The 18,509-nt window shown below is 59.7% G+C and carries 19 protein-coding genes; 4 read left to right on the top strand and 15 right to left on the bottom strand.

The genetic code is table 11. From position 1 onward, the window contains the following. Positions 1–17: 17 nt before the first annotated feature. The 11 genes from TL5118_RS12270 to coxB all read right to left on the bottom strand — a co-directional run bounded on the left by TL5118_RS12270 (position 18) and on the right by coxB (position 10,169). The gene (locus TL5118_RS12270; RefSeq protein ID WP_058244512.1) at positions 18–1,436 is read right to left on the bottom strand and encodes an FAD-binding oxidoreductase; all 1,419 of its coding nucleotides are present in this window, start codon (positions 1,434–1,436) and stop codon (positions 18–20) included. 43 nt (positions 1,437–1,479) lie between these two features. Next, positions 1,480–2,343 (bottom strand): MBL fold metallo-hydrolase, encoded by an 864-nt coding sequence (locus TL5118_RS12265; protein ID WP_082626361.1) that lies wholly within the window; start codon positions 2,341–2,343, stop codon positions 1,480–1,482. Positions 2,344–2,415: 72 nt separating this feature from the next. Beyond that, positions 2,416–2,997, bottom strand: coding sequence for a GNAT family N-acetyltransferase (locus tag TL5118_RS12260; RefSeq protein ID WP_058244511.1), 582 nt, complete (start codon positions 2,995–2,997; stop codon positions 2,416–2,418). Then, positions 2,997–4,259 carry a M16 family metallopeptidase gene (locus TL5118_RS12255; protein WP_058244510.1) on the bottom strand — a complete coding sequence of 421 codons (1,263 nt, stop codon included), beginning with the start codon at positions 4,257–4,259 and terminating at the stop codon, positions 2,997–2,999. The genes TL5118_RS12260 and TL5118_RS12255 overlap by 1 nt, the downstream gene beginning before the upstream one ends. Beyond that, positions 4,256–5,644 carry a threonine synthase gene (gene thrC, locus TL5118_RS12250; RefSeq protein ID WP_058244509.1) on the bottom strand — a complete coding sequence of 463 codons (1,389 nt, stop codon included), beginning with the start codon at positions 5,642–5,644 and terminating at the stop codon, positions 4,256–4,258. The genes TL5118_RS12255 and thrC overlap by 4 nt, the downstream gene beginning before the upstream one ends. Before the next feature lie 3 nt (positions 5,645–5,647). Beyond that, the gene (locus TL5118_RS12245) at positions 5,648–6,340 is read right to left on the bottom strand and encodes an SURF1 family protein (protein WP_058244645.1); all 693 of its coding nucleotides are present in this window, start codon (positions 6,338–6,340) and stop codon (positions 5,648–5,650) included. A 244-nt stretch (positions 6,341–6,584) separates the two neighbouring features. Then, entirely contained in the window at positions 6,585–7,418 is an 834-nt protein-coding gene (locus TL5118_RS12240) for a cytochrome c oxidase subunit 3 (RefSeq protein WP_058244508.1), read from the bottom strand. A 24-nt stretch (positions 7,419–7,442) separates the two neighbouring features. Continuing rightward, positions 7,443–8,030 (bottom strand): cytochrome c oxidase assembly protein, encoded by a 588-nt coding sequence (locus TL5118_RS12235; protein WP_058244507.1) that lies wholly within the window; start codon positions 8,028–8,030, stop codon positions 7,443–7,445. A 2-nt stretch (positions 8,031–8,032) separates the two neighbouring features. Continuing rightward, the gene (locus TL5118_RS21395; protein ID WP_058244506.1) at positions 8,033–8,206 is read right to left on the bottom strand and encodes a cytochrome c oxidase system small membrane protein; all 174 of its coding nucleotides are present in this window, start codon (positions 8,204–8,206) and stop codon (positions 8,033–8,035) included. 1 nt (position 8,207) lies between these two features. After that, positions 8,208–9,146, bottom strand: a complete 939-nt coding sequence (cyoE, locus tag TL5118_RS12225; protein WP_058244505.1) for a heme o synthase — start codon at positions 9,144–9,146, stop codon at positions 8,208–8,210. A gap of 102 nt (positions 9,147–9,248) precedes the next feature. Beyond that, entirely contained in the window at positions 9,249–10,169 is a 921-nt protein-coding gene (coxB, locus tag TL5118_RS12220) for a cytochrome c oxidase subunit II (RefSeq protein ID WP_058244504.1), read from the bottom strand. 194 nt (positions 10,170–10,363) lie between these two features. Between coxB and tldD the strand changes: the two genes are divergently transcribed. Continuing rightward, on the top strand, positions 10,364–11,785 hold the full coding sequence (gene tldD / locus TL5118_RS12215) for a metalloprotease TldD (protein WP_058244503.1): 1,422 nt from the start codon (positions 10,364–10,366) through the stop codon (positions 11,783–11,785). Between the two features lie 167 nt (positions 11,786–11,952). After that, entirely contained in the window at positions 11,953–13,122 is a 1,170-nt protein-coding gene (dprA, locus tag TL5118_RS12210) for a DNA-processing protein DprA (RefSeq protein ID WP_082626360.1), read from the top strand. 15 nt (positions 13,123–13,137) lie between these two features. Here the strand turns inward: dprA and TL5118_RS12205 are convergent, their stop codons facing one another. Beyond that, positions 13,138–13,590 (bottom strand): hypothetical protein, encoded by a 453-nt coding sequence (locus TL5118_RS12205; protein ID WP_058244501.1) that lies wholly within the window; start codon positions 13,588–13,590, stop codon positions 13,138–13,140. 147 nt (positions 13,591–13,737) lie between these two features. On the opposite strand from TL5118_RS12205, the gene topA reads away from it, so the two are divergent. After that, the gene (gene topA, locus TL5118_RS12200) at positions 13,738–16,341 is read left to right on the top strand and encodes a type I DNA topoisomerase (protein ID WP_058244500.1); all 2,604 of its coding nucleotides are present in this window, start codon (positions 13,738–13,740) and stop codon (positions 16,339–16,341) included. Positions 16,342–16,406: 65 nt separating this feature from the next. Here topA and TL5118_RS12195 read toward each other — a convergent pair whose 3' ends face one another. The 3 genes from TL5118_RS12195 to TL5118_RS12185 form a co-directional block, all read right to left on the bottom strand. After that, the gene (locus TL5118_RS12195; protein WP_058244499.1) at positions 16,407–16,769 is read right to left on the bottom strand and encodes a DUF6768 family protein; all 363 of its coding nucleotides are present in this window, start codon (positions 16,767–16,769) and stop codon (positions 16,407–16,409) included. Further along, on the bottom strand, positions 16,750–17,304 hold the full coding sequence (locus TL5118_RS12190; RefSeq protein ID WP_058244498.1) for an RNA polymerase sigma factor: 555 nt from the start codon (positions 17,302–17,304) through the stop codon (positions 16,750–16,752). Before TL5118_RS12190 ends, TL5118_RS12195 begins: the two co-directional genes overlap by 20 nt. Positions 17,305–17,391: 87 nt before the next feature. Further along, the gene (locus TL5118_RS12185) at positions 17,392–17,976 is read right to left on the bottom strand and encodes a TetR/AcrR family transcriptional regulator (RefSeq protein ID WP_058244497.1); all 585 of its coding nucleotides are present in this window, start codon (positions 17,974–17,976) and stop codon (positions 17,392–17,394) included. Positions 17,977–18,046: 70 nt separating this feature from the next. Between TL5118_RS12185 and TL5118_RS12180 the strand changes: the two genes are divergently transcribed. Beyond that, positions 18,047–18,472, top strand: a complete 426-nt coding sequence (locus tag TL5118_RS12180) for a VOC family protein (protein ID WP_058244496.1) — start codon at positions 18,047–18,049, stop codon at positions 18,470–18,472. The last annotated feature ends 37 nt before the right edge of the window (positions 18,473–18,509 follow it).

The raw sequence follows: 18,509 nt of genomic DNA, 5'->3' as shown, positions 1-18,509 counted from the left end.
CAAAAAAATGCGCGCGGTCACTCCGCGCGCAACACCGCACCGGGGTTCATGATGCCCTGCGGGTCAAAGGCATCCTTGATCTGACGCATCAGCGCCAGTTTCACCGGATCGCCGTATTTTTCCAGATCCGCCACTTTCAACCGGCCAATGCCATGTTCCGCGCTGACACTGCCGTCATAGCGCGCCACCATGTCATGCACACAGGTTTTGATCGCGTCGCGAATGTCCAGATAATCGGCCCGGCTTTTGCCCGCCGCCGGAAAGACGTTGAAGTGCAGGTTGCCATCGCCCAGATGGCCAAAGCAATTGACCCGAACGTCATCCATAGCCGTCAGAGCGGCCCAGCCTTCGGTGATGAACTCCGCAATCCGGCTCAGCGGCAGGCTGATGTCATGGCTGGAGATTGACCCGACCAGACGGTTCGCCTCAGGGATCTGTTCGCGCATTTCCCACAACTCATGACGCTGCTGCTCGTTCTGCGCAATCACCCCGTCACTGACCAATCCAGCCTCAGCCGCCTCAACAAACAGGGTTTCCAGCGCCACGGACGGATCCAGCCCGCGGGCAAGGCCCACATCGATCAGCACCGACCATTCCGGCGCATCGGCCAAGGGTTGGCGCAGGTCAGGCAGGTGTTCGGCCATGAAATCCAGCCCCTGACGGTGGATCAACTCAAAGGCTGAAACCGCTTCGCCCATGTGGCTGCGCGCCAGCGACAGCAGTTCCAGCGCGGCAGCAGGATTTTCTACAACCATGACCGCAGTGCCCTGCCCTGCCGGGATCGGGGACAGTTTCAGCGCCGCCGCCGTGATCACACCGAGGGAGCCCTCCGAGCCGATCATCAGGTTTTTCAGGTCATAGCCGGTGTTATCTTTGCGCAGCCGGCTGAGGCCATTCCAGATCTGACCGTCTGGCAGAACCGCCTCAATGCCCAGCACCAGATCCCGGGTATTGCCATAGCGCAGCACGTTGACCCCACCGGCATTGGTCGCCAGACAGCCGCCGATCCGGGCCGAACCTTTGGCGGCGATGGACATCGGGAACAGACGGTCATGCTCAGTAGCCACGGCATGAATGTCCTGCAGGATGGCGCCGGCCTCAACCACCAGAACGTTTTCTTGCGCGTAGCAGGCGCGGACCTTGGTCATCCGCTCCAGCGACAGGATGATCGGCGCGGGCCCCTGCCCCATCACCTGTCCGCCAACCAGCCCGGTGCCACCGCCGTAAGGCACCACCGGCACCCGGGCCGCGTGGGCGGCTTTCAGGATCAGCGAAACCTCTTCCACCGATCCCGGTGCCAAAACCGCGCCTGCCTGCCCCTGCCAGCGGCCACGCGGCTCCTCCAGGTAGTTTGGGGTGACATCGCGAAAGCAGCGCGCATCCAGATCAGCGCGCAGGGCATCAAGAAAGGCGGGGGTAACAGCGTTCAAATCCATGCCTGTCGCATAGCGTGGCCGGGGCCATCAGGACAAGAGAGCGTCACTCATATTCCTCAATATGTCGCGGTTCCAGCACCACCACGGTGGGCGTTTTGGGCAGATCCCTAAGCGACAGTTGCAGGCTGTGTTTGCCAGTGCGTTCGATGGCAAACTGATCTGACATATCCGCCAAGAACCGATCCAGCGTATAGCGGCCAAACCAATGCATCGGAATCACCACAGAGGCCTGCAACCGTTTCAAAACCTTGGTCATCGTGTCCAGATCCAGCGTCATGCCACCATCCACCGGCGCCATCACCACGTCCATGCGCCCCAGCGCGGCATATTGCGCGGCGTCCGGTTCGTGATGCAGGTGGCCAAGGTGGCCAATGCACAGACCCGCCGCCTCAAACACGAAAATCGAATTGCCCTCGGGCTCAACCCCGCTGTGGCTGCGGATATCGGTTGAAACATTGCGCACCTTCATGTCCTTGACCATCAGGTTGTGATCGATGCCCGCGCCGAAACTTTCCCCCCATCCTTTCAGCACATGCGGGATCGCCGGATCCGGGAAGGCCGTCCAATGGGTGTCATGGGCGTGGTTCATGGTTACCACATCCGGTAGGAAATCCACATTGCCGATATAGCCCGTGTAATCCGTCACCGCCGAGGCACCCCCGGGGCTTTGGATCAGGAAAGACGCATGTGACAGGTAGTGAATGCGCACGTCAAACTCGGGCAAGGGAGCGCGGAAATTGTCAGTTTCCGAAGCGTGATGCAGATAGGTCAGACCGGGTACCGATTCCGCCAGCGCAATGCAATGGCTGGCGATACGCGGTTGCGCCGTCTGAGCGTGGGCCGCAAAGCCCGTCACTGCCAATGTCGACACTGCAAGGGCCGCCAAAACGGTTAAGAAACGGATCATCGCGTTACCTCCTTCAGCCGGAGATAGCGCGCCAATACTACAAGTCACGGGTGTGGCGGGTCAGGCCCCAGTTCAGCCTTCCGTGCGGCCGCGGCGATCCATTCGGATATGGGCATAAAGCACATGGGTGCGCCACCGGCCATCGATCTCCAGATAGCTCTGCGCCACGCCCTCATATTTGAAGCCGCATTTTTCCAGCAGATCACGGCTGGGTTTGTTTTCCGGCAGGCAAGCAGCCTCAATCCGGCTGAGGTCCATACGGTGGAAGGCGTGGTAAACCAGCGTATCGATGGTTTCACGCATGTAGCCCTGACGGGCAAATTTCTCACCGATCCAATAGCCCAGGGTGCCGGCCTGCGCCGGACCGCGGCGGATGTGGTCCAGGGTGATGGCGCCCACCAGTTCTTCGTCTTCACGGCGCACGATGAACAAAGGCAGGGCGGTTTCGTTTTTAAACGCCCGCCCGGCCCAGTACACGCGGTTGGCAAAGGCTTTGCGGCTCAGATGATCCGGGGCCCAGGCAGGTTCCCAAGGTTTCAGAAATTCCTTGGACGTGCGGCGCAGAGAGCTCCACGCCTTGAAATCAGTGTGTTGCGGCAGACGCAGGGTCAACCGCTCGGTCTCGATCCGAACCTGCTTTTTGCCACCAAACACTATGCCGCGCGCCTTTCCTGCATCGCCTCCAATGTGGGAGCCTGCGATACTGGCCCGTAAAGCGCCAGTGCTGCAGGTGCGGATACGGCCATTGTTTCGGCAAATCCCTTCACGTCGCCCAAAGTGACGGCATCGATCTTCTGTACGATCTCCTCCACCCCGGGCACCCTCCCCCAGATCTGTATCATACGGGCCAGGCGCTCCGCCCTGTTTGATGGGCTCTCCAACCCCATCAACATGCCCGCTTTCATCTGCACCCGTGCGCGGGCGACTTCCTCTTCCGTCATATCCTCGGCCGCGCGCTTCATCTCATCCAGCGTCACGGTGGACAGCTCCTCCAGCTGATCCCCCGAGGTTCCGGCATAAAGCGTCATCATACCGGTGTCTGCATAGGCCCCGGCCTGCGCAAAAATGGTGTAGCACAGGCCGCGTTTCTCACGCACCTCCTGGAACAGGCGTGAGGACATGCCCCCACCCATCACACCTGCGTAGATCTGTGCCTTGTGAATATCGTCACTGCTGTAGTCCGGGCTTTCCAGACCAAGCGCGAAATGCGCCTGTTCCAGATCCTTGATCTGGCGATGTTCGCCACCGCGGAATTTGGCGATCTCATAGGCCGCGCTGTCATGGGCCGGCAGATGGCCAAAGATCCGTTCAGCCGCTTTGACAAGCGCATCATGGTCAACGGCCCCGGCCGCCGCCAGGATCATCTGACCCGGCCCATAGCGTTCCGCCACAAAGCGCGAAAGGTCTTCACGGCCAAAACTGCTGACCCGCTCCGTTTGGCCCAAAATGGTCCGGCCCAAGGCCTGACCGGGATAGGCCTGTTCCTGCAGCCAGTCAAAGATCACATCGTCCGGCGTATCCAGAGCCTGACCAATCTCTTGCAGGATCACGCCACGCTCCACCTCGATCTCTCGTGGGTCGAAGATTGGGTTCAGTACAATGTCAGAGAGCACATCCAGCGCCAGCGGCACATCATCCTGCAGGACACGGGCGTAGTAGGCGGTCACCTCACGTGAGGTATAGGCGTTCAGATAGCCGCCCACATCTTCAATCGCCTCCGCGATCTGCAGCGCGCTGCGGGTTTCTGTACCCTTAAACGCCATATGCTCAAGGAAGTGGGCAATGCCGTTCTGTTCCAGCCGTTCATGCCGTCCACCTGCGAGGACCCAGATGCCAATCGACGCCGATTGCAGCCCCGGCATCAACTCCGAGACCACCCGGAATCCATTGGGCAGGCTATGCAGTTTTACAGTCACTTGGCGATACGGTCCTTGATCAGGGTTTCCAACGCATTGAGGTCGTTGCCCACACGGGTGACACGCTCAGCGCGATCATACAAGTCCGCCATACGCGAAGGTAGGGCCGGGTGTTGCCCGCTCGCCTCTTCCACAGCGGCGGGGAATTTCGCCGGATGCGCAGTGGCCAGGGTGATCATCGGCACCGAGGCATCGCGTTTTTCTTCGGCCACTTTGACCCCAACAGCACTGTGCGGGCACAGCAACTCACCTGTTGTGGCGTAGAAATCCTTGATGGTGGCAGAGGTTTCCGCTTCCGAGCAATTGCCGCTGTCAAACAGCTCCTGCAGTTTGCTGAGCGCCCCTTGCGAAACGGTGAAGCCGCCGGCCTGCAACTCATCCATCAGCTGGCTGACCGCACCGCCGTCCTGATCGTAGGCGTAATAAAGCGCGCGCTCAAAGTTTGAGGATACCTGAATATCCATCGACGGGCTGATCGACGGCTCCACCCCATCTGGGCGGTATTCGCCGGTGCTGAGGCAGCGGTGCAGAATGTCGTTCTGGTTGGTGGCCACCACCAGACGGTCAATCGGCAGACCCATCTGTTTGGCGATATAGCCGGCAAAGATATCACCGAAGTTGCCGGTGGGCACGGTGAAGCTGACCTTGCGCTGCGGCGCGCCAAGGCTGACGGCTGAGGAGAAGTAGTAGACGACCTGCGCCAGCACACGGGCGAAGTTGATCGAGTTCACACCCGCCAGTTTGACGCCATCGCGGAAGTCAAAGTCGTTGAACATATCCTTCACACGGGCCTGACAGTCATCAAAGTGACCATCCACCGCCAGCGCATGTACATTGCTTTCTACAGGTGTGGTCATCTGACGGCGCTGCACCTCAGACACGCGGCCATGCGGGTAAAGGATGAACACATCCACTGCATCCAAACCTTTGAATGCTTCGATGGCTGCGGATCCGGTATCGCCCGAGGTCGCACCGGCGATGGTCACCCGGCTGCCCGAGCGTTTCAGCGAGGCCTGGAACAGCTGACCGATGAGCTGCATGGCGAAGTCTTTGAACGCCAGCGTTGGGCCGTGGAACAGTTCCAGCAGGAAATGGTTGTCGCCCAGCTGCACCATAGGGGCGCGGGCGGCGTGGCCGAAACCGGCATAGGCCTTGGCGATGATCTCTTTGAATTCGGCATCGGTGAACGTGTCACCGATGTAGGGTTTCATCACCCGGAACGCGACCTCTTCATAAGGCTGGCCGGCCAGCGCTGCGATCTCATCCGCATCCATGGTTGGGATGGTTTCGGGCAGATACAGGCCACCGTCACGGGCCAGACCGGTCAGCATGGCTTCTTCGAAATTCAGAACGGGCGCCTTGCCCCGGGTCGAAACGTATTTCACAGCTCAAGTCTCTTTCAGAGGGTTGCGTGCGGATTTGTACATGCGCCACAGGAAAAGGCCAAGCATCGCCAGCCAAACAGCCGCAAGCCCATACCATGTAACGACATATTCCAGATGATCGTTAGGGATTCCTTCGGTGCCAACAGCCAGGGGTGTCACACCGGGATCGGTGAAGGAGGTGGCGCGTGCAATCACCATCACCTCTTCGGTTTTCAGATGGTCCGCCAGCACTGGCACTTCGCGGGCAAACCAGATGTTTTCGTTCAGGTCATTGTCGGGTGTATAACCATCCCGTTCCTGCGGCCAATGCAGATTGCCCGTCACCTCAACCGGTCCCTCGGGCAGGTCCGGCATCGGTGCGGCAACACGGATGAAACCACGGTCAGCAAGGATGCGACGGCCTGCGCCTGTCTCCAACGCGGAGATCAGGCGATAGCCTGCGCCCATCTTCTTGTGACTGACCAGCACGCGCACCGTCTCACCGCTCAAGCGGCCAGAAACGGTGACAGGCAAAAACCGATCCGCTGTCGGGTCCGGCGCCGCAGGCAGGGCGACCGGGGTGGCGCCAATCAGCGCCTCAACCTCGGCCAGGTAGGCCTCTTTCTCCGCCAGACGGCGCAGCTGCCAATTGCCCAGGCTGATCAGGATCGCAGCGCTGACAAGCCCCAGTATCAAAGGAAGGATCAAACGGCGCATCAGAACGGCCAGCCTTTCAAACAAGCGCAATTGCGCATCTGGCCCGTTTTTGCCCGTCTGGTCGCAAGTTGCAATGAACAATCAAAGCCAGGGGGCCAAAAACCCTTTCACCGTTCCTAAAATACTCCGGGGGTCTGGGGGCAGCGCCCCCAGCGCACCTCCCCCGCCTGCCAATGCTCACCGGGCAAAAGAAAACCCCCGCAGTCATCTGCGGGGGTCCAAACATTCGCATCAGGAAAACGGCTTAGCCGGCCCAGATGTAGACGGCGGCAAAGAGGAACAGCCAGACCACGTCAACAAAGTGCCAGTACCAGGCAGCCGCTTCAAAGCCCACGTGGCGCTCAGGGGTGAAGTGACCTTTCATGGCGCGCAGCATGCAGACGAACAGGAAGATGGTACCAACGACAACGTGGAAGCCGTGGAAACCCGTCGCCATGAAGAAGTTGGCGCCGTAGATGTTGCCGGCAAAACCGAACGAGGCGTGGGTGTACTCATAGGCCTGGAATACGGTGAAGATCAGACCCAGAACCACTGCAATCAGCAGGCCGTTGATCATGTCTTTGCGGTTGTTCTCATGCGCGATGGCGTGGTGCGCCCAAGTGGCGGCACAGCCCGAGCACAGCAGGATCAGCGTGTTGATCAGCGGCAGGTGCCAGGGGTCGAAGGTCTCGATGCCAGCCGGCGGCCACACACCGTCTACCGCAGGGCTTTCCGGGCCCATCGGGTACATGGCGTGTTTGAAAAAGCTCCAGAACCAAGCGGCAAAGAACATCACTTCGGACATCACGAACAGAATGAAGCCGTAGCGCAGGCCGATGGCTACTACAGGGGTGTGATCGCCAGTTTCACTTTCGTGCACAACCTCGGCCCACCAGGCGAACATGACGTACAGAACGCCAACCAGGCCGATCAGGAACATCCAGGGGCCCGAAACGTTAACGGTTTCGAAGAACAGCGGCATGCCGCCAGACATCCAAACAACCGCACCAAACAGCATGATGAAGCCGAAGACCGAAGCCATCAGCGGCAACGTGGACGGTGGCAGAATGTGATAATCGTGATTTTTAGCGTGCGCCATTTCGTTTCCCTCGTTGGAAGGCTTTTAGTTTAGGTTTGTTTCGCTGTCCGTCGCAAGCGCCGCCTGTTGGCGGGCCTCTTCCTCGGGCAGGTCGATTTCGTAGAATGTGTAGGACAGGGTGATCTGATGCAGATACTTGCCTTCGCTGTCCTCAACAATTTCCGGATCCACATAGAAGGTCACGGGCATCTGCACCCGTTCCCCAGGCTGCAGCACCTGTTCGGTGAAGCAGAAACAGTCAATCTTGGTAAAGAAGCCACCGGCCGCATAGGGCGCGACGTTGTAGGTGGACTGACCCGCGATGGGTTTGTCGGTTGGGTTGTAAGCCTCATAGAAGGCCAGACCGGTTTCACCGATGCGGATTTCCATCTCACGCTGCACGGGTTTGAACTCCCATGGCATGTCGCGCTCTTTTGAGGCGTCAAAGCGGATCTTGATGGTCTTATCCAGCACTTCGTCCGCGCCCACTTCGGAAACAAGCGTAGTGCCGCCAAAGCCGGTGACACGGCAGAACCAGTCATAAAACGGCACCGAGGCCCAGGCCAGCGCGCCCATGGTCAGCACAACGCTAACCAGCTTCACCACGGTTTTGTTTTTTGCGTCCATTGCCATTGTCAGCCGTTCTCCTGCTGAACGCGAACGCTTTCCGGTTCAAAGTCGCCTCGGGTCACCTTCACCACGGTCAGGCCAAACACGATGGCAATGAAGGCCACCAGGGTCAGCCCGACACCGATGTTGCGGCTGGAACGGCGCTTGTGCAGCTCGTGCTCAACTTTTTCAAAGCTCATCTTACCAGCCTCCCAGCCCATAGGGTTTCAAAGCGGCTTCGGCCAGGATCGCACCAAAATGCAAGAAAAGGTACAGCAGCGACAGACCAAAGAACGACTTCTCGCTCCGGTACATGTCGGCTTTTGCGGCCTCTTCCGGGCGGCGCCAGATCTTATAGGCACCCCACAGGAACAGCGCGTTCAGCACCACTGCAGTGACCATGTAGATCGGACCACCAATTGAGGTCAGGCCAGTGCCGATGGCCAGAGGCGCCAGCAGGATGGTGTAGACAAGGATGTGGGCGCGGGTCACCTTGCGGCCGTGGGTCACGGTCAGCATGGGCACGCCAGCTTCCTTGTAATCGGACTTCATGAACAGCGCCAAAGCCCAGAAATGGGGTGGGGTCCACATGAAGATCAGCATGAACATCAGCACCGATTCCAGGCTGATACCGCCGGTCACAACCGCCCAGCCGATCATCGGAGGGAAGGCACCCGCCGCGCCACCGATCACGATATTCTGCGGGGTCCAGCGCTTCAGCCACATGGTGTAGATGACAGCATAGAAGAAGATGGTGAAGGCCAGCAGGCCCGCGGCGACCCAGTTGGAGGCCAGCCCCAGCATGATCACAGCAAACACCGAAAGCGTCAGGCCAATCGCCATCGCCTCCCCCGGGGCAACCTTGCCCGACGGGATCGGACGCGATGTGGTGCGTTTCATCACCGCGTCGATATCAGCATCCCACCACATGTTCAGCGCACCAGAAGCGCCACCGCCAACCGCGATGAACAGCACGGCGCAAAACGCAATGAACGGGTGCACGCCACCGGGCGCCGCCAACAGGCCGACCATTGCGGTGAACACAACCAGCGACATCACGCGCGGCTTCAGCAGCGCAAAGTAATCGCCGAATCCGGCTTCACCGGTCTGAGTGGGGGTATGGAGACTTGCGTCGCTCATTCTTTGCCTTCCAAAACCGCGCCCAGTGTGGCGCGGCAACATGGTGGGGTCAGAGAGGGGTCCCTGCGCACGAAAGGCGTGGGGACCACCTCAGGGGTTTGATCAGTTGGCAGCGGCAACCTGATAGCCAGGCAGCGTGGTCATGTCGCCGGCATACTCTTCGATCGCGCCTTTCAGCCATTCCTGATAGGCCTCTTCGCTGACCACTTTGACAGTGATCGGCATGTAGGCGTGGTCTTTACCGCAGAGTTCAGAACACTGACCGAAGTAGATGCCTTCTTTCTCGGCTTTGAACCACAGCTGGGCGATACGGCCCGGTACGGCGTCCTGTTTCACACCAAAGGCCGGGATGGTCCAGGAGTGGATCACGTCGGCGCCGGTGACGTCCATGACAACAACTTTGTTGACCGGAACAACAACCTGAGTGTCGGTTGCCAGCAGGAATTCGTCTTCATTGTAGCCGGCATCAACCAGCTTGGCGCGCATCGCGTCGTTCAGCACGTAGGCTGCGGCACCTGCTTCGTCATCCGCTTCGGTCATCGTTGCGGGCTGACCCAGCATGTACTGATCGAAGGCAAAGTCGTGATCGGTGTACTCATAGCCCCAGTACCACTGGTAGCCGGTCACTTTGATGTGGACTTCACCGGCCGGGATCTCTTGCTGTTTGAACAGAACCGGCAGCGAGAAGGCGCCGATGATCACCAGGATAAAGATCGGGATGATGGTCCAAGCGATTTCGATACCGGTGTTGTGGGTAAAGGTCGCCGGGGTCGGGTTGGCTTTGCGGTTGTGACGGATGATCACGATGGCCACCAGGCCAACCACAAACAAGGTGATGAGGGTGATGATCCACAGCAGCAGGTTATCCAGCCACTGAATGTCGCGGGCCAGTTCGGTGGCCGCTGGCTGGAAGCCAAGGCCTTTGGGGGCGGGCTTGCCGATGGTTTCGACGGCTTCCTGGGCAATGGCCGGTGCCGCGGTTGCGGTTGCTGCTGCGGCCAGAAGGCTAGTGATAAGTCGCATGTGTCACCCTGATCGGTTGAGCTGTTATTTCATTCATGTGCGGGCGGGATCAACCGTGCGGTACGGAATCCCGTTGTTTTGCCGCCGCTACAAATCATATTCTAGAGGACAGAACAACAATCCCAGTGCGGCAAACGGACGCTTTTTTTGATTTAGATCAATTCCGATCCACTGGAAAGACGGGAAAAACAGATATGAGCGATGCGCCTTTTCGCCCTTTTGAGACCAATATCGACCAAGAGGCGGCGCTAAATGTGCTGCGCGACGCCACCCATGGTGCTGATGATGGTGAGATATTTCTGGAGCGTCGGCGTGCCGAAGCACTGGTCTTTGACGACGGTCGGCTGAAAAATGCATCCTATGATGCCTCCGAAGGGTTTGGCCTGCGGGCGGTGCGGGGTGAGGTGACAGGCTACGCCCATTCAACCGAACTGACCGAACAGGCGATGAAGCGCGCGGCTGAGACCGCAAAACTGGCCGTGGGATCCGGTGGCGGCACCTTGGCCGATGCCCCTGTCCCGACCAACAAACGGCTTTATACCGATGAGGACCCGATCGCCGGTGCAGCCTTTCCTGTAAAGGTCGAGACCCTGCGCGAGATCGATGCTTATGCCCGTGAGCTTGATTCGCGGGTGGTCCAGGTTTCTGCCACCATCGCCGCCTCCTTGCAGGAGATTGAGATCCTGCGCCCCGATGGCACCCATCTGCGTGATGTACGCCCGATGACCCGCGTCAATGTCTCGGTCATTGTGGAACAGGACGGGCGTCGCGAAAGCGGCTCGGCAGGTGGCGGTGGGCGCGTCGGCCTTGATGGTTTGATTGCAGCTGAGGATTGGCAGGCCAAGACCCGCGAAGCGCTGCGCATCGCCGCCGTAAACCTCGAAGCGGTGCCTGCGCCGGCCGGGGTGATGGATGTGGTTTTGGGCCCGGGCTGGCCGGGGATCCTGCTGCATGAGGCAATTGGTCACGGGCTTGAGGGTGACTTCAACCGCAAAGGATCCTCAGCCTTTGCCGGGCTGATGGGGCAACGGATCGCAGCGCCCGGCGTCACCGTTCTGGATGACGGCACAATTCCCGATCGCCGCGGATCGATCAGCTTTGATGATGAGGGTACACCCTCTGGCAAAAACGTGTTGATCGATGACGGTATTCTGGTTGGCTATATGCAGGACCGCCAGAACGCCCGGCTGATGGGGGTCGCCCCAACCGGCAACGGACGGCGCGAAAGCTACGCCCATGCCCCAATGCCGCGGATGACCAACACCTATATGCTGGGCGGCACGGCCAAACCCGAAGATATCGTCGCCGACCTGAAAGACGGGATCTACGCCGTGGGCTTTGGCGGTGGTCAGGTGGATATCACCAACGGTAAGTTCGTCTTCTCCTGCACCGAGGCGTATCGCGTCGAAAACGGCAAGGTGGGCGCACCGGTAAAAGGCGCAACACTGATCGGCGATGGCGCCACCGCGCTGAAACAGATCCGGGCACTTGGCAATGACATGGCACTGGATCCCGGCATGGGCAATTGCGGCAAACAGGGCCAGTGGGTGCCTGTGGGCGTGGGCCAACCCACCGTGATGATCGGCGGGCTGACCGTTGGCGGCTCTGCCGCCTAAGACGCCGGAGCAATTAGGATTTGGGGCGGTACGAAGGTGCCGCCCTTATTCATTGGGGCAAAGGTTTTGCAACAATCGTTGCAATTTTCCTCAAATGCGCTGTCGTTTTACCTGCTGTTAACCAGTTGACCTTACCACTGTCAGCGCAAGCTGGCGGAGGCATAACGATGGAGCCCAAACATCCTTCCACCCACCCCCTACTCCCACCCACCTCGGAAGATGACCGGGTGTTGTGGCTTCGCCTCTTGCGTTCTTATCGGGTGGGGCCTTCGACCTTCTACCGCTTGATGGCGGAACACGGCAGCGCTGGTGCCGCACTTGCCGCCCTGCCCGAGGTCGCCAAGGCGGCAGGTGTGAAAGACTACCGCCCCTATGAAGCAGCCCGGGCCCGCGATGAACTGGCCCTTGGCCGCGCGCAAGGGGCACATATGATCTGCATGGGCAGCGATGATTATCCCCGTGATCTGGCAGAAACCTCAGATGCTCCGCCAATCCTCTGGGCGCTTGGCAACCTTTCTGTTTTGTCCAAGCCGATGATCGGACTTGTCGGTGCACGCAATGCCTCCTCCCTCGGGCTGCGCATGGCACGGGGGCTCTCCGCCGAATTGGCGGAGGCCGGATATATTGTCGTGTCTGGTCTGGCGCGGGGCATCGACGCCGCCGCTCATAGTGCGGCGTTGTCACATGGCACCTTGGCGGTTCTGGCTGGCGGGGCGGATGTGATCTACCCCAGCGAAAACACCGGCCTCTACCAAAACATCCGGCAACAGGGGTTACTGCTCAGCGAACGCCCGTTTGGGTTCCAACCCAAAGCCCGCGATTTCCCCCGCCGTAATCGCATCATTTCAGGCCTCGCGAAAGCCTTGGTGGTGGTGGAGGCGGCAGGCCGGTCCGGTAGCCTGATCACCGCCCGCACCGCGCTGGATCAGGGGCGTGAAGTGCTGGCAGTGCCCGGACATCCCTTTGATGCGCGGTCTGGCGGCTGCAATATGTTGATCCGCGATGGCGCGCGACTGGTTAGAAACGGTGCAGATGTACTGGAGGCGCTGCCGCCAGAGGCCACCGCCGAAACTGCGGAGCCCGCATTGCCGCTGGAAAAGCCCGCGCCAAAGCGTAGCCTGCAGGAGACCGCCGCGCTGCATCAGCAGATCCTCAATCGGCTTGGCCCCACCCCCTTGGCAGAGGATCAGTTGATCCGCGATCTGGCCGCGCCGGCGCAGGCCGTGCTGCCTGCCCTGACAGATCTGGAAATGGCTGGCGAGGTACAGCGCCAGCCTGGCGGTCTGCTGGCGCGGCTCAGCGCACCGGACCGGGCCGCGACACCGCAAGAGGTGTGACCGGCGTGAAACCGATCAATTACCGCAGTAATCGCGAATCACGTTGTACCAGCCCTGACAGAACTCCGGCGCGCTCCACCAGGCCTCGGTTGCACCGACCGTGTGATCCACAACCACCCAGACATTGCCGGACTTCCACAAAATGGCCTGCAGCTCAACGTCCCACATATCCTCGGCAAAGTAAGGATCCCGCTGGGCCGCCGGCGTCTGCGACGGATCGATCTGACCGCCACCCGGGCGCTGCGGTTTCAGCCAGGCAAAGGCGCGGTCGCCAGAAACACGCAAGTCTTTGACAACAAACTGAACCGGCGCGCCCAGCTTCCACCAGGCATGGGGGCGGATCGCATCCATCAGATCGCGCCGCTCCTGCGTGCCGCGTTGCGGTTCATACCAGCTTTGGGCTGTCGCCTCAGTCACTGTTACCAAAGATGCCAGAGCCATAAATGCGGCAGCGATCCAAGTCTTCATATTTGCCTCTCCCAATGGGCGAACTATTGTTAAAATTTCGCGTTGATGCTTACGGCAAATAGAACAATTGACAATCCCCTCTTGCAGCCCGCATTTTGCGCCGCCATAGAGCGCCCGTGTATTTCCCCAAAGAGGTCCATCCATAAAATGCCAGTCGTTGTTGTAGAATCGCCGGCCAAAGCCAAGACAATTAACAAGTATCTTGGCTCGGATTACACGGTTCTAGCCTCTTACGGACACGTACGCGATCTGCCTCCCAAAGACGGCTCTGTCGATACTGACAATGAATTTGCCATGACCTGGGAGGTCGGCAACGACTCGCGCAAACATGTCAAAGCCATCGCCGATGCGCTGAAAGACGACAACGAACTGATCCTCGCGACCGACCCCGATCGCGAAGGGGAAGCGATTTCCTGGCACCTGGAAGAGGCGCTGCGCAAACGCCGTGCGGTGAAAAAGGACACGCCGGTCAGCCGCGTGGTCTTTAACGCCATCACCAAGGCAGCCGTCACCGAGGCGATGCAAAACCCGCGTCAGGTCGATACCGATCTGGTTGAAGCCTATCTGGCCCGCCGCGCGCTGGACTATCTGGTGGGCTTCAAACTGTCGCCGGTTCTGTGGCGCAAACTACCGGGTGCGCGTTCGGCAGGCCGGGTGCAGTCTGTCTGTCTGCGTCTGATTGTTGAGCGTGAGATGGAAATCGAAGCGTTCAATCCGCAGGAATACTGGTCGGTCAAAGCGATGCTGGCCAGCCCGCGTGGGCAGGAATATGAGGCCCGCCTGACGGTTCTGGGCGGCGACAAGCTCGACAAGTTTTCGATCAGCAATGAAACACAGGCCGAACTGGCGGTGCAGGCGATCAGCAGCCGTGACCTCGCGGTTCAATCGGTGGAAGCCAAACCCGGCAGCCGCAATCCGTCGGCGCCTTTCATGACCTCGACCCTGCAGCAGGAAGCCAGCCGTAAATTCGGCATGGGCGCACGCCAGTGTATGAACGCGGCGCAGCGCCTCTATGAGGCAGGCTACATCACCTATATGCGGACCGATGGGATCGACATGGCGCCCGAAGCCGTGACCATGGCGCGCAATGAAATCGCCACCCGCTACGGTGACAACTATGTGCCGGACAGCCCGCGGATTTATAAGAACAAAGCCAAGAACGCGCAGGAGGCCCACGAATGTATCCGCCCCACGGATATGTCGGTGGACGCGGGCCAACTGGCCAAGTTGGAGGCGGATCAGCGCAAGCTTTACGATCTGATCTGGAAGCGGACCCTGGCCTGCCAGATGGCCGGCGCACGGTTGGAACGCACCACCGTCGACATCGGCAGCGATGATGGTCAGGTCGTGCTGCGCGCCACCGGTCAGGTGGTGCTTTTTGATGGCTTCATGCGTGTCTACGAAGAAGGCCGCGATGACGTCGCCGCAGCGGATGAGGATGACAAGCGCCTGCCGCAGATCATGCAGGGCGAAAAGGCGGACAAACGCTCGGTCTCGCCGGAACAGCACTTCACCCAGCCACCGCCGCGCTACACTGAAGCGACATTGGTGAAAAAGATGGAAGAGCTGGGCATCGGCCGCCCCTCAACCTATGCATCTGTGCTGGGCACCATTCAGGAGCGTGAGTATGTCCGCAAGGACAAGAACCGCCTGTTTCCTGAAGATAAAGGTCGGATCGTAACGATCTTTCTTCTGAACTTCTTCCGCAAATACGTCGGCTATGACTTCACCGCCCAGTTGGAGGAACAGCTGGATGACGTCTCCGCCGGGGAGCGTGACTATAAGAATGTATTGGATCGGTTCTGGCGCGATTTCTCGGTCGCGATTTCGGAAACAACCGAGCTGCGGATCACCGAAGTTCTGGATGTGCTGGACGATGCGCTGGCGCCGCAGCTCTACCCGCCACGCGAAGACGGCTCTGACCCGCGGGTCTGCCCGAAATGTGGCAACGGCCAGCTACACCTGAAAACCTCGCGCACGGGCGGTTTTGTCGGCTGTGGCAACTATCCTGAATGCACCTACACCCGCCCGATTGCAGGCGAAGGCGCTGAGGGTGAAGAGAAGCTTTTGGGCACCGACGGTGAGGATGAGATCTGGCTGAAAGATGGCCGTTATGGGCCCTATGTCCAGCGCGGGGAACCCACGCCTGAGAACAAGAAACCCAAACGTGCCTCTTTGCCGCAAACCCGCCATGGCGGCTGGCCTAAGGCGGACACCACGCTGGAACAGGCGCTGAAACTCCTCAGCCTGCCGCGCAACATAGGTGATCACCCCGAAGGCGGGCGCATCAGCGCCAACCTCGGCCGGTTTGGCCCCTACATCATGCACAAACTGCCGGATGCCGAGAAACCGACCTATGTGAACATGAAAACATGGGAAGAAATGTTCGAGATCGGCATGAACCACGCGGTTGAAATGCTGGCCGAAAAACGCGCTAACCCCGGTCGGCGTGGGGCCGCCGCAGCCAAGGCCTTGCGTGAGTTGGGCGATCACCCCGATGGCGGCAAGATGAGCGTGATGGAAGGCCGCTATGGCCCCTATATCAAGTGGGAAAAGGTCAATGCGACCCTGCCCAAAGATGTGGAGCCGAAGGACATCACCATCGAACAGGCTGTTGAGTTGGTGAACGAAAAGGCTTCCAAGAAGAAGCCGGCCAAGAAAAAAGCGGCGGCGAAGAAAACCACCGCCAAGAAGACCACCACCAAAAAGAAGGCCCCGGCCAAGAAAGCCACGAAGAAGGCCGACGAATAAGGTAAAGGCGGGTCAGAGCGACCCGCCTTTTTCATTTGCTCTAGGGGCCGGGGCCCGCCCTAACCTCACTGATGGCTGGCCAGCAGCAGTTGCAGCCGCTTCACCTCACGGATCACCCGATCTGCTTGCATCTGCGGCCAAAGGCTCATCTTCATGATCAGCGACATCAGCAGCAACACAGCACCGCTGATCCCGTATTTCACCACCAGCAGCAGATCGCTGGCGCCAAAGAATTGCACGGCACACCAAACGCCTGCCAGAAACAGCGCGATCTGGATCAACATGATCACCCAAGTGACCCATCCCAGCTTGCCGCCGAACTGCTGGAAATAGCCCAGCTCTTCGGTGTTATGCAGGATATCGCGGTCCTGTGCGCTCAGCGCGGCTGCGATCAGCTTGTCCATTTCGTCAGTGGATTTCGTGGTCATCACCTTCTCCTTCTAAAAGGGCGCGCAGTGCGCCCCGCGCCTTGGACAGACGCGATTTCACCGTGCCTTGGGGGATGTCGAGGGCAATCGCCACCTCCGTCAGGCGCATATCTTCCAAATAAAACAACGCGATGGTCGCCGCCTGTTCGGCCGGCAATTGATCAATCGCCCAGCGCAGCCTAGCCGCCTCATCGTCGGGTTCAGGCTGTTCGGTCTCTATCAGCGGCGTCAATTCCGCCGCCAGCGCCCGGCCTTTTTGCAAGCCCTTGATGATCCGGACGCAGCGCCGTGTGACGATCTGCGTGGACCAGGCGGGAAAGGCCGCCGCCGCACGCAGCCCCGGCAGGCCACGCAGGATTTCAACCCAAGCCTCCTGCACGGCATCCTGCGCCTGATCGCGGTCGCCCAACAGTCGCGTGGCATGGACCAGCAACCGTGGGCCACGCAACCGCACCAAAGCCTCGATCGCTGAGCGATCCCCAGTGCGGGCTTCAACCACCAGCAGTTCTTCATAGGCGCGGCGCTTGCCGATCATCACATCACCATTTCGTTGTTCCTGCTATAAGGTGCGCGGTGGGGGCGAAAAGGTTCACGGTTTGGGTGAAATTTTTGCGGTCGGCTCTTATCCGCTGGGCGCCATCAAACTGGCCATCACCTGTTCCATTGCCGCCAGATAGGGTGACTCGCTCTGCCCCTGAGACACCGCAAGTGCGGCACGATCAAAGGCCGCCGACAACACATCAGACAGCGCCTGCAGCTCTGCCTCGGCCAAATCGGGACGGGCCTGTTGCAGGCCCAGCATCAAACTCTGGCGTCCACCGCCCGCGTCAATCTCGGCCATTTCGGCAAGGCCAAGTACCGCGGGGCCTTCGATCAGCAACAGGCGCGCCCGGCCCTCTTTGGCCATGCTGGCAAAAAACGCCCGGCTGCCCGAGGTCAGGGGATCGCCCGAATCCGCCACCGCGCCCTGATCGATTTCCGCCGCCAAAGTGGCCGCTTCCTGTTGCACCACAGCCCGGAACAGGTCCGCCTTATCGGCAAAATGGTGATAAAGCGCGCCGCGCGTCACCTCCGCCGCCCGAACAATTTCCGGCGTTGATGTTTCCGCATAGCCCTTTTCAACAAAGAGGTTACGCGCCTCCGCGATCAACCGTGCGCGCATCATGGCGCGCCGATCAGCGTTGGGGATCGATTTCTTTTTTTGCATACATGCAGCCTGTATGTTTATTTTTGACCTACATACACACTGTATGTTTTATTTTTGGAGATGCAACAAAATGAAAACCACCCAATATTATCCCGTCATCCAAACCAATGATGTCACCGCAACCACCGCCTTCTATCAGGACCACTTTGGCTTTGAGCCTGCATTCACCTCAGACTGGTATGTCCATTTGCAATCCAAAGCGGACCCAACCGTCAATCTGGCTATTCTGGACGGCCAGCATGACACCATCCCCCTGCCCGGCCGTGGGGCCTCCGCCGGGGTGATCCTGAATTTTGAGGTTGAGGATGCAGCAGCGGAATACAGCCGCCTGGTGGATGCCGGCCTGCCCGTGCTGAAACCCCTCATTGATGAAGACTTCGGTCAGCGCCATTTCATCACCGCTGATCCAAATGGCATCTTGATCGACATCATCACCCCGATCCCGCCCTCGGCCGCCTATGCCGCACAATATAGCCAAGAGGCCCTGCCCCAATGATCCCCAGCGGATGGGTCCAGCCCCTGCTACGGCCCAT

Origin of the sequence: Thalassovita autumnalis (assembly GCF_001458255.1) — a bacterium.
In the GTDB taxonomy this organism is placed as follows: Bacteria; Pseudomonadota; Alphaproteobacteria; order Rhodobacterales; family Rhodobacteraceae; genus Thalassobius; species Thalassobius autumnalis.
The sequence above is the reverse complement of the archived record's forward strand: the minus strand, read 5'-3'. Positions and strand labels throughout refer to the sequence as shown.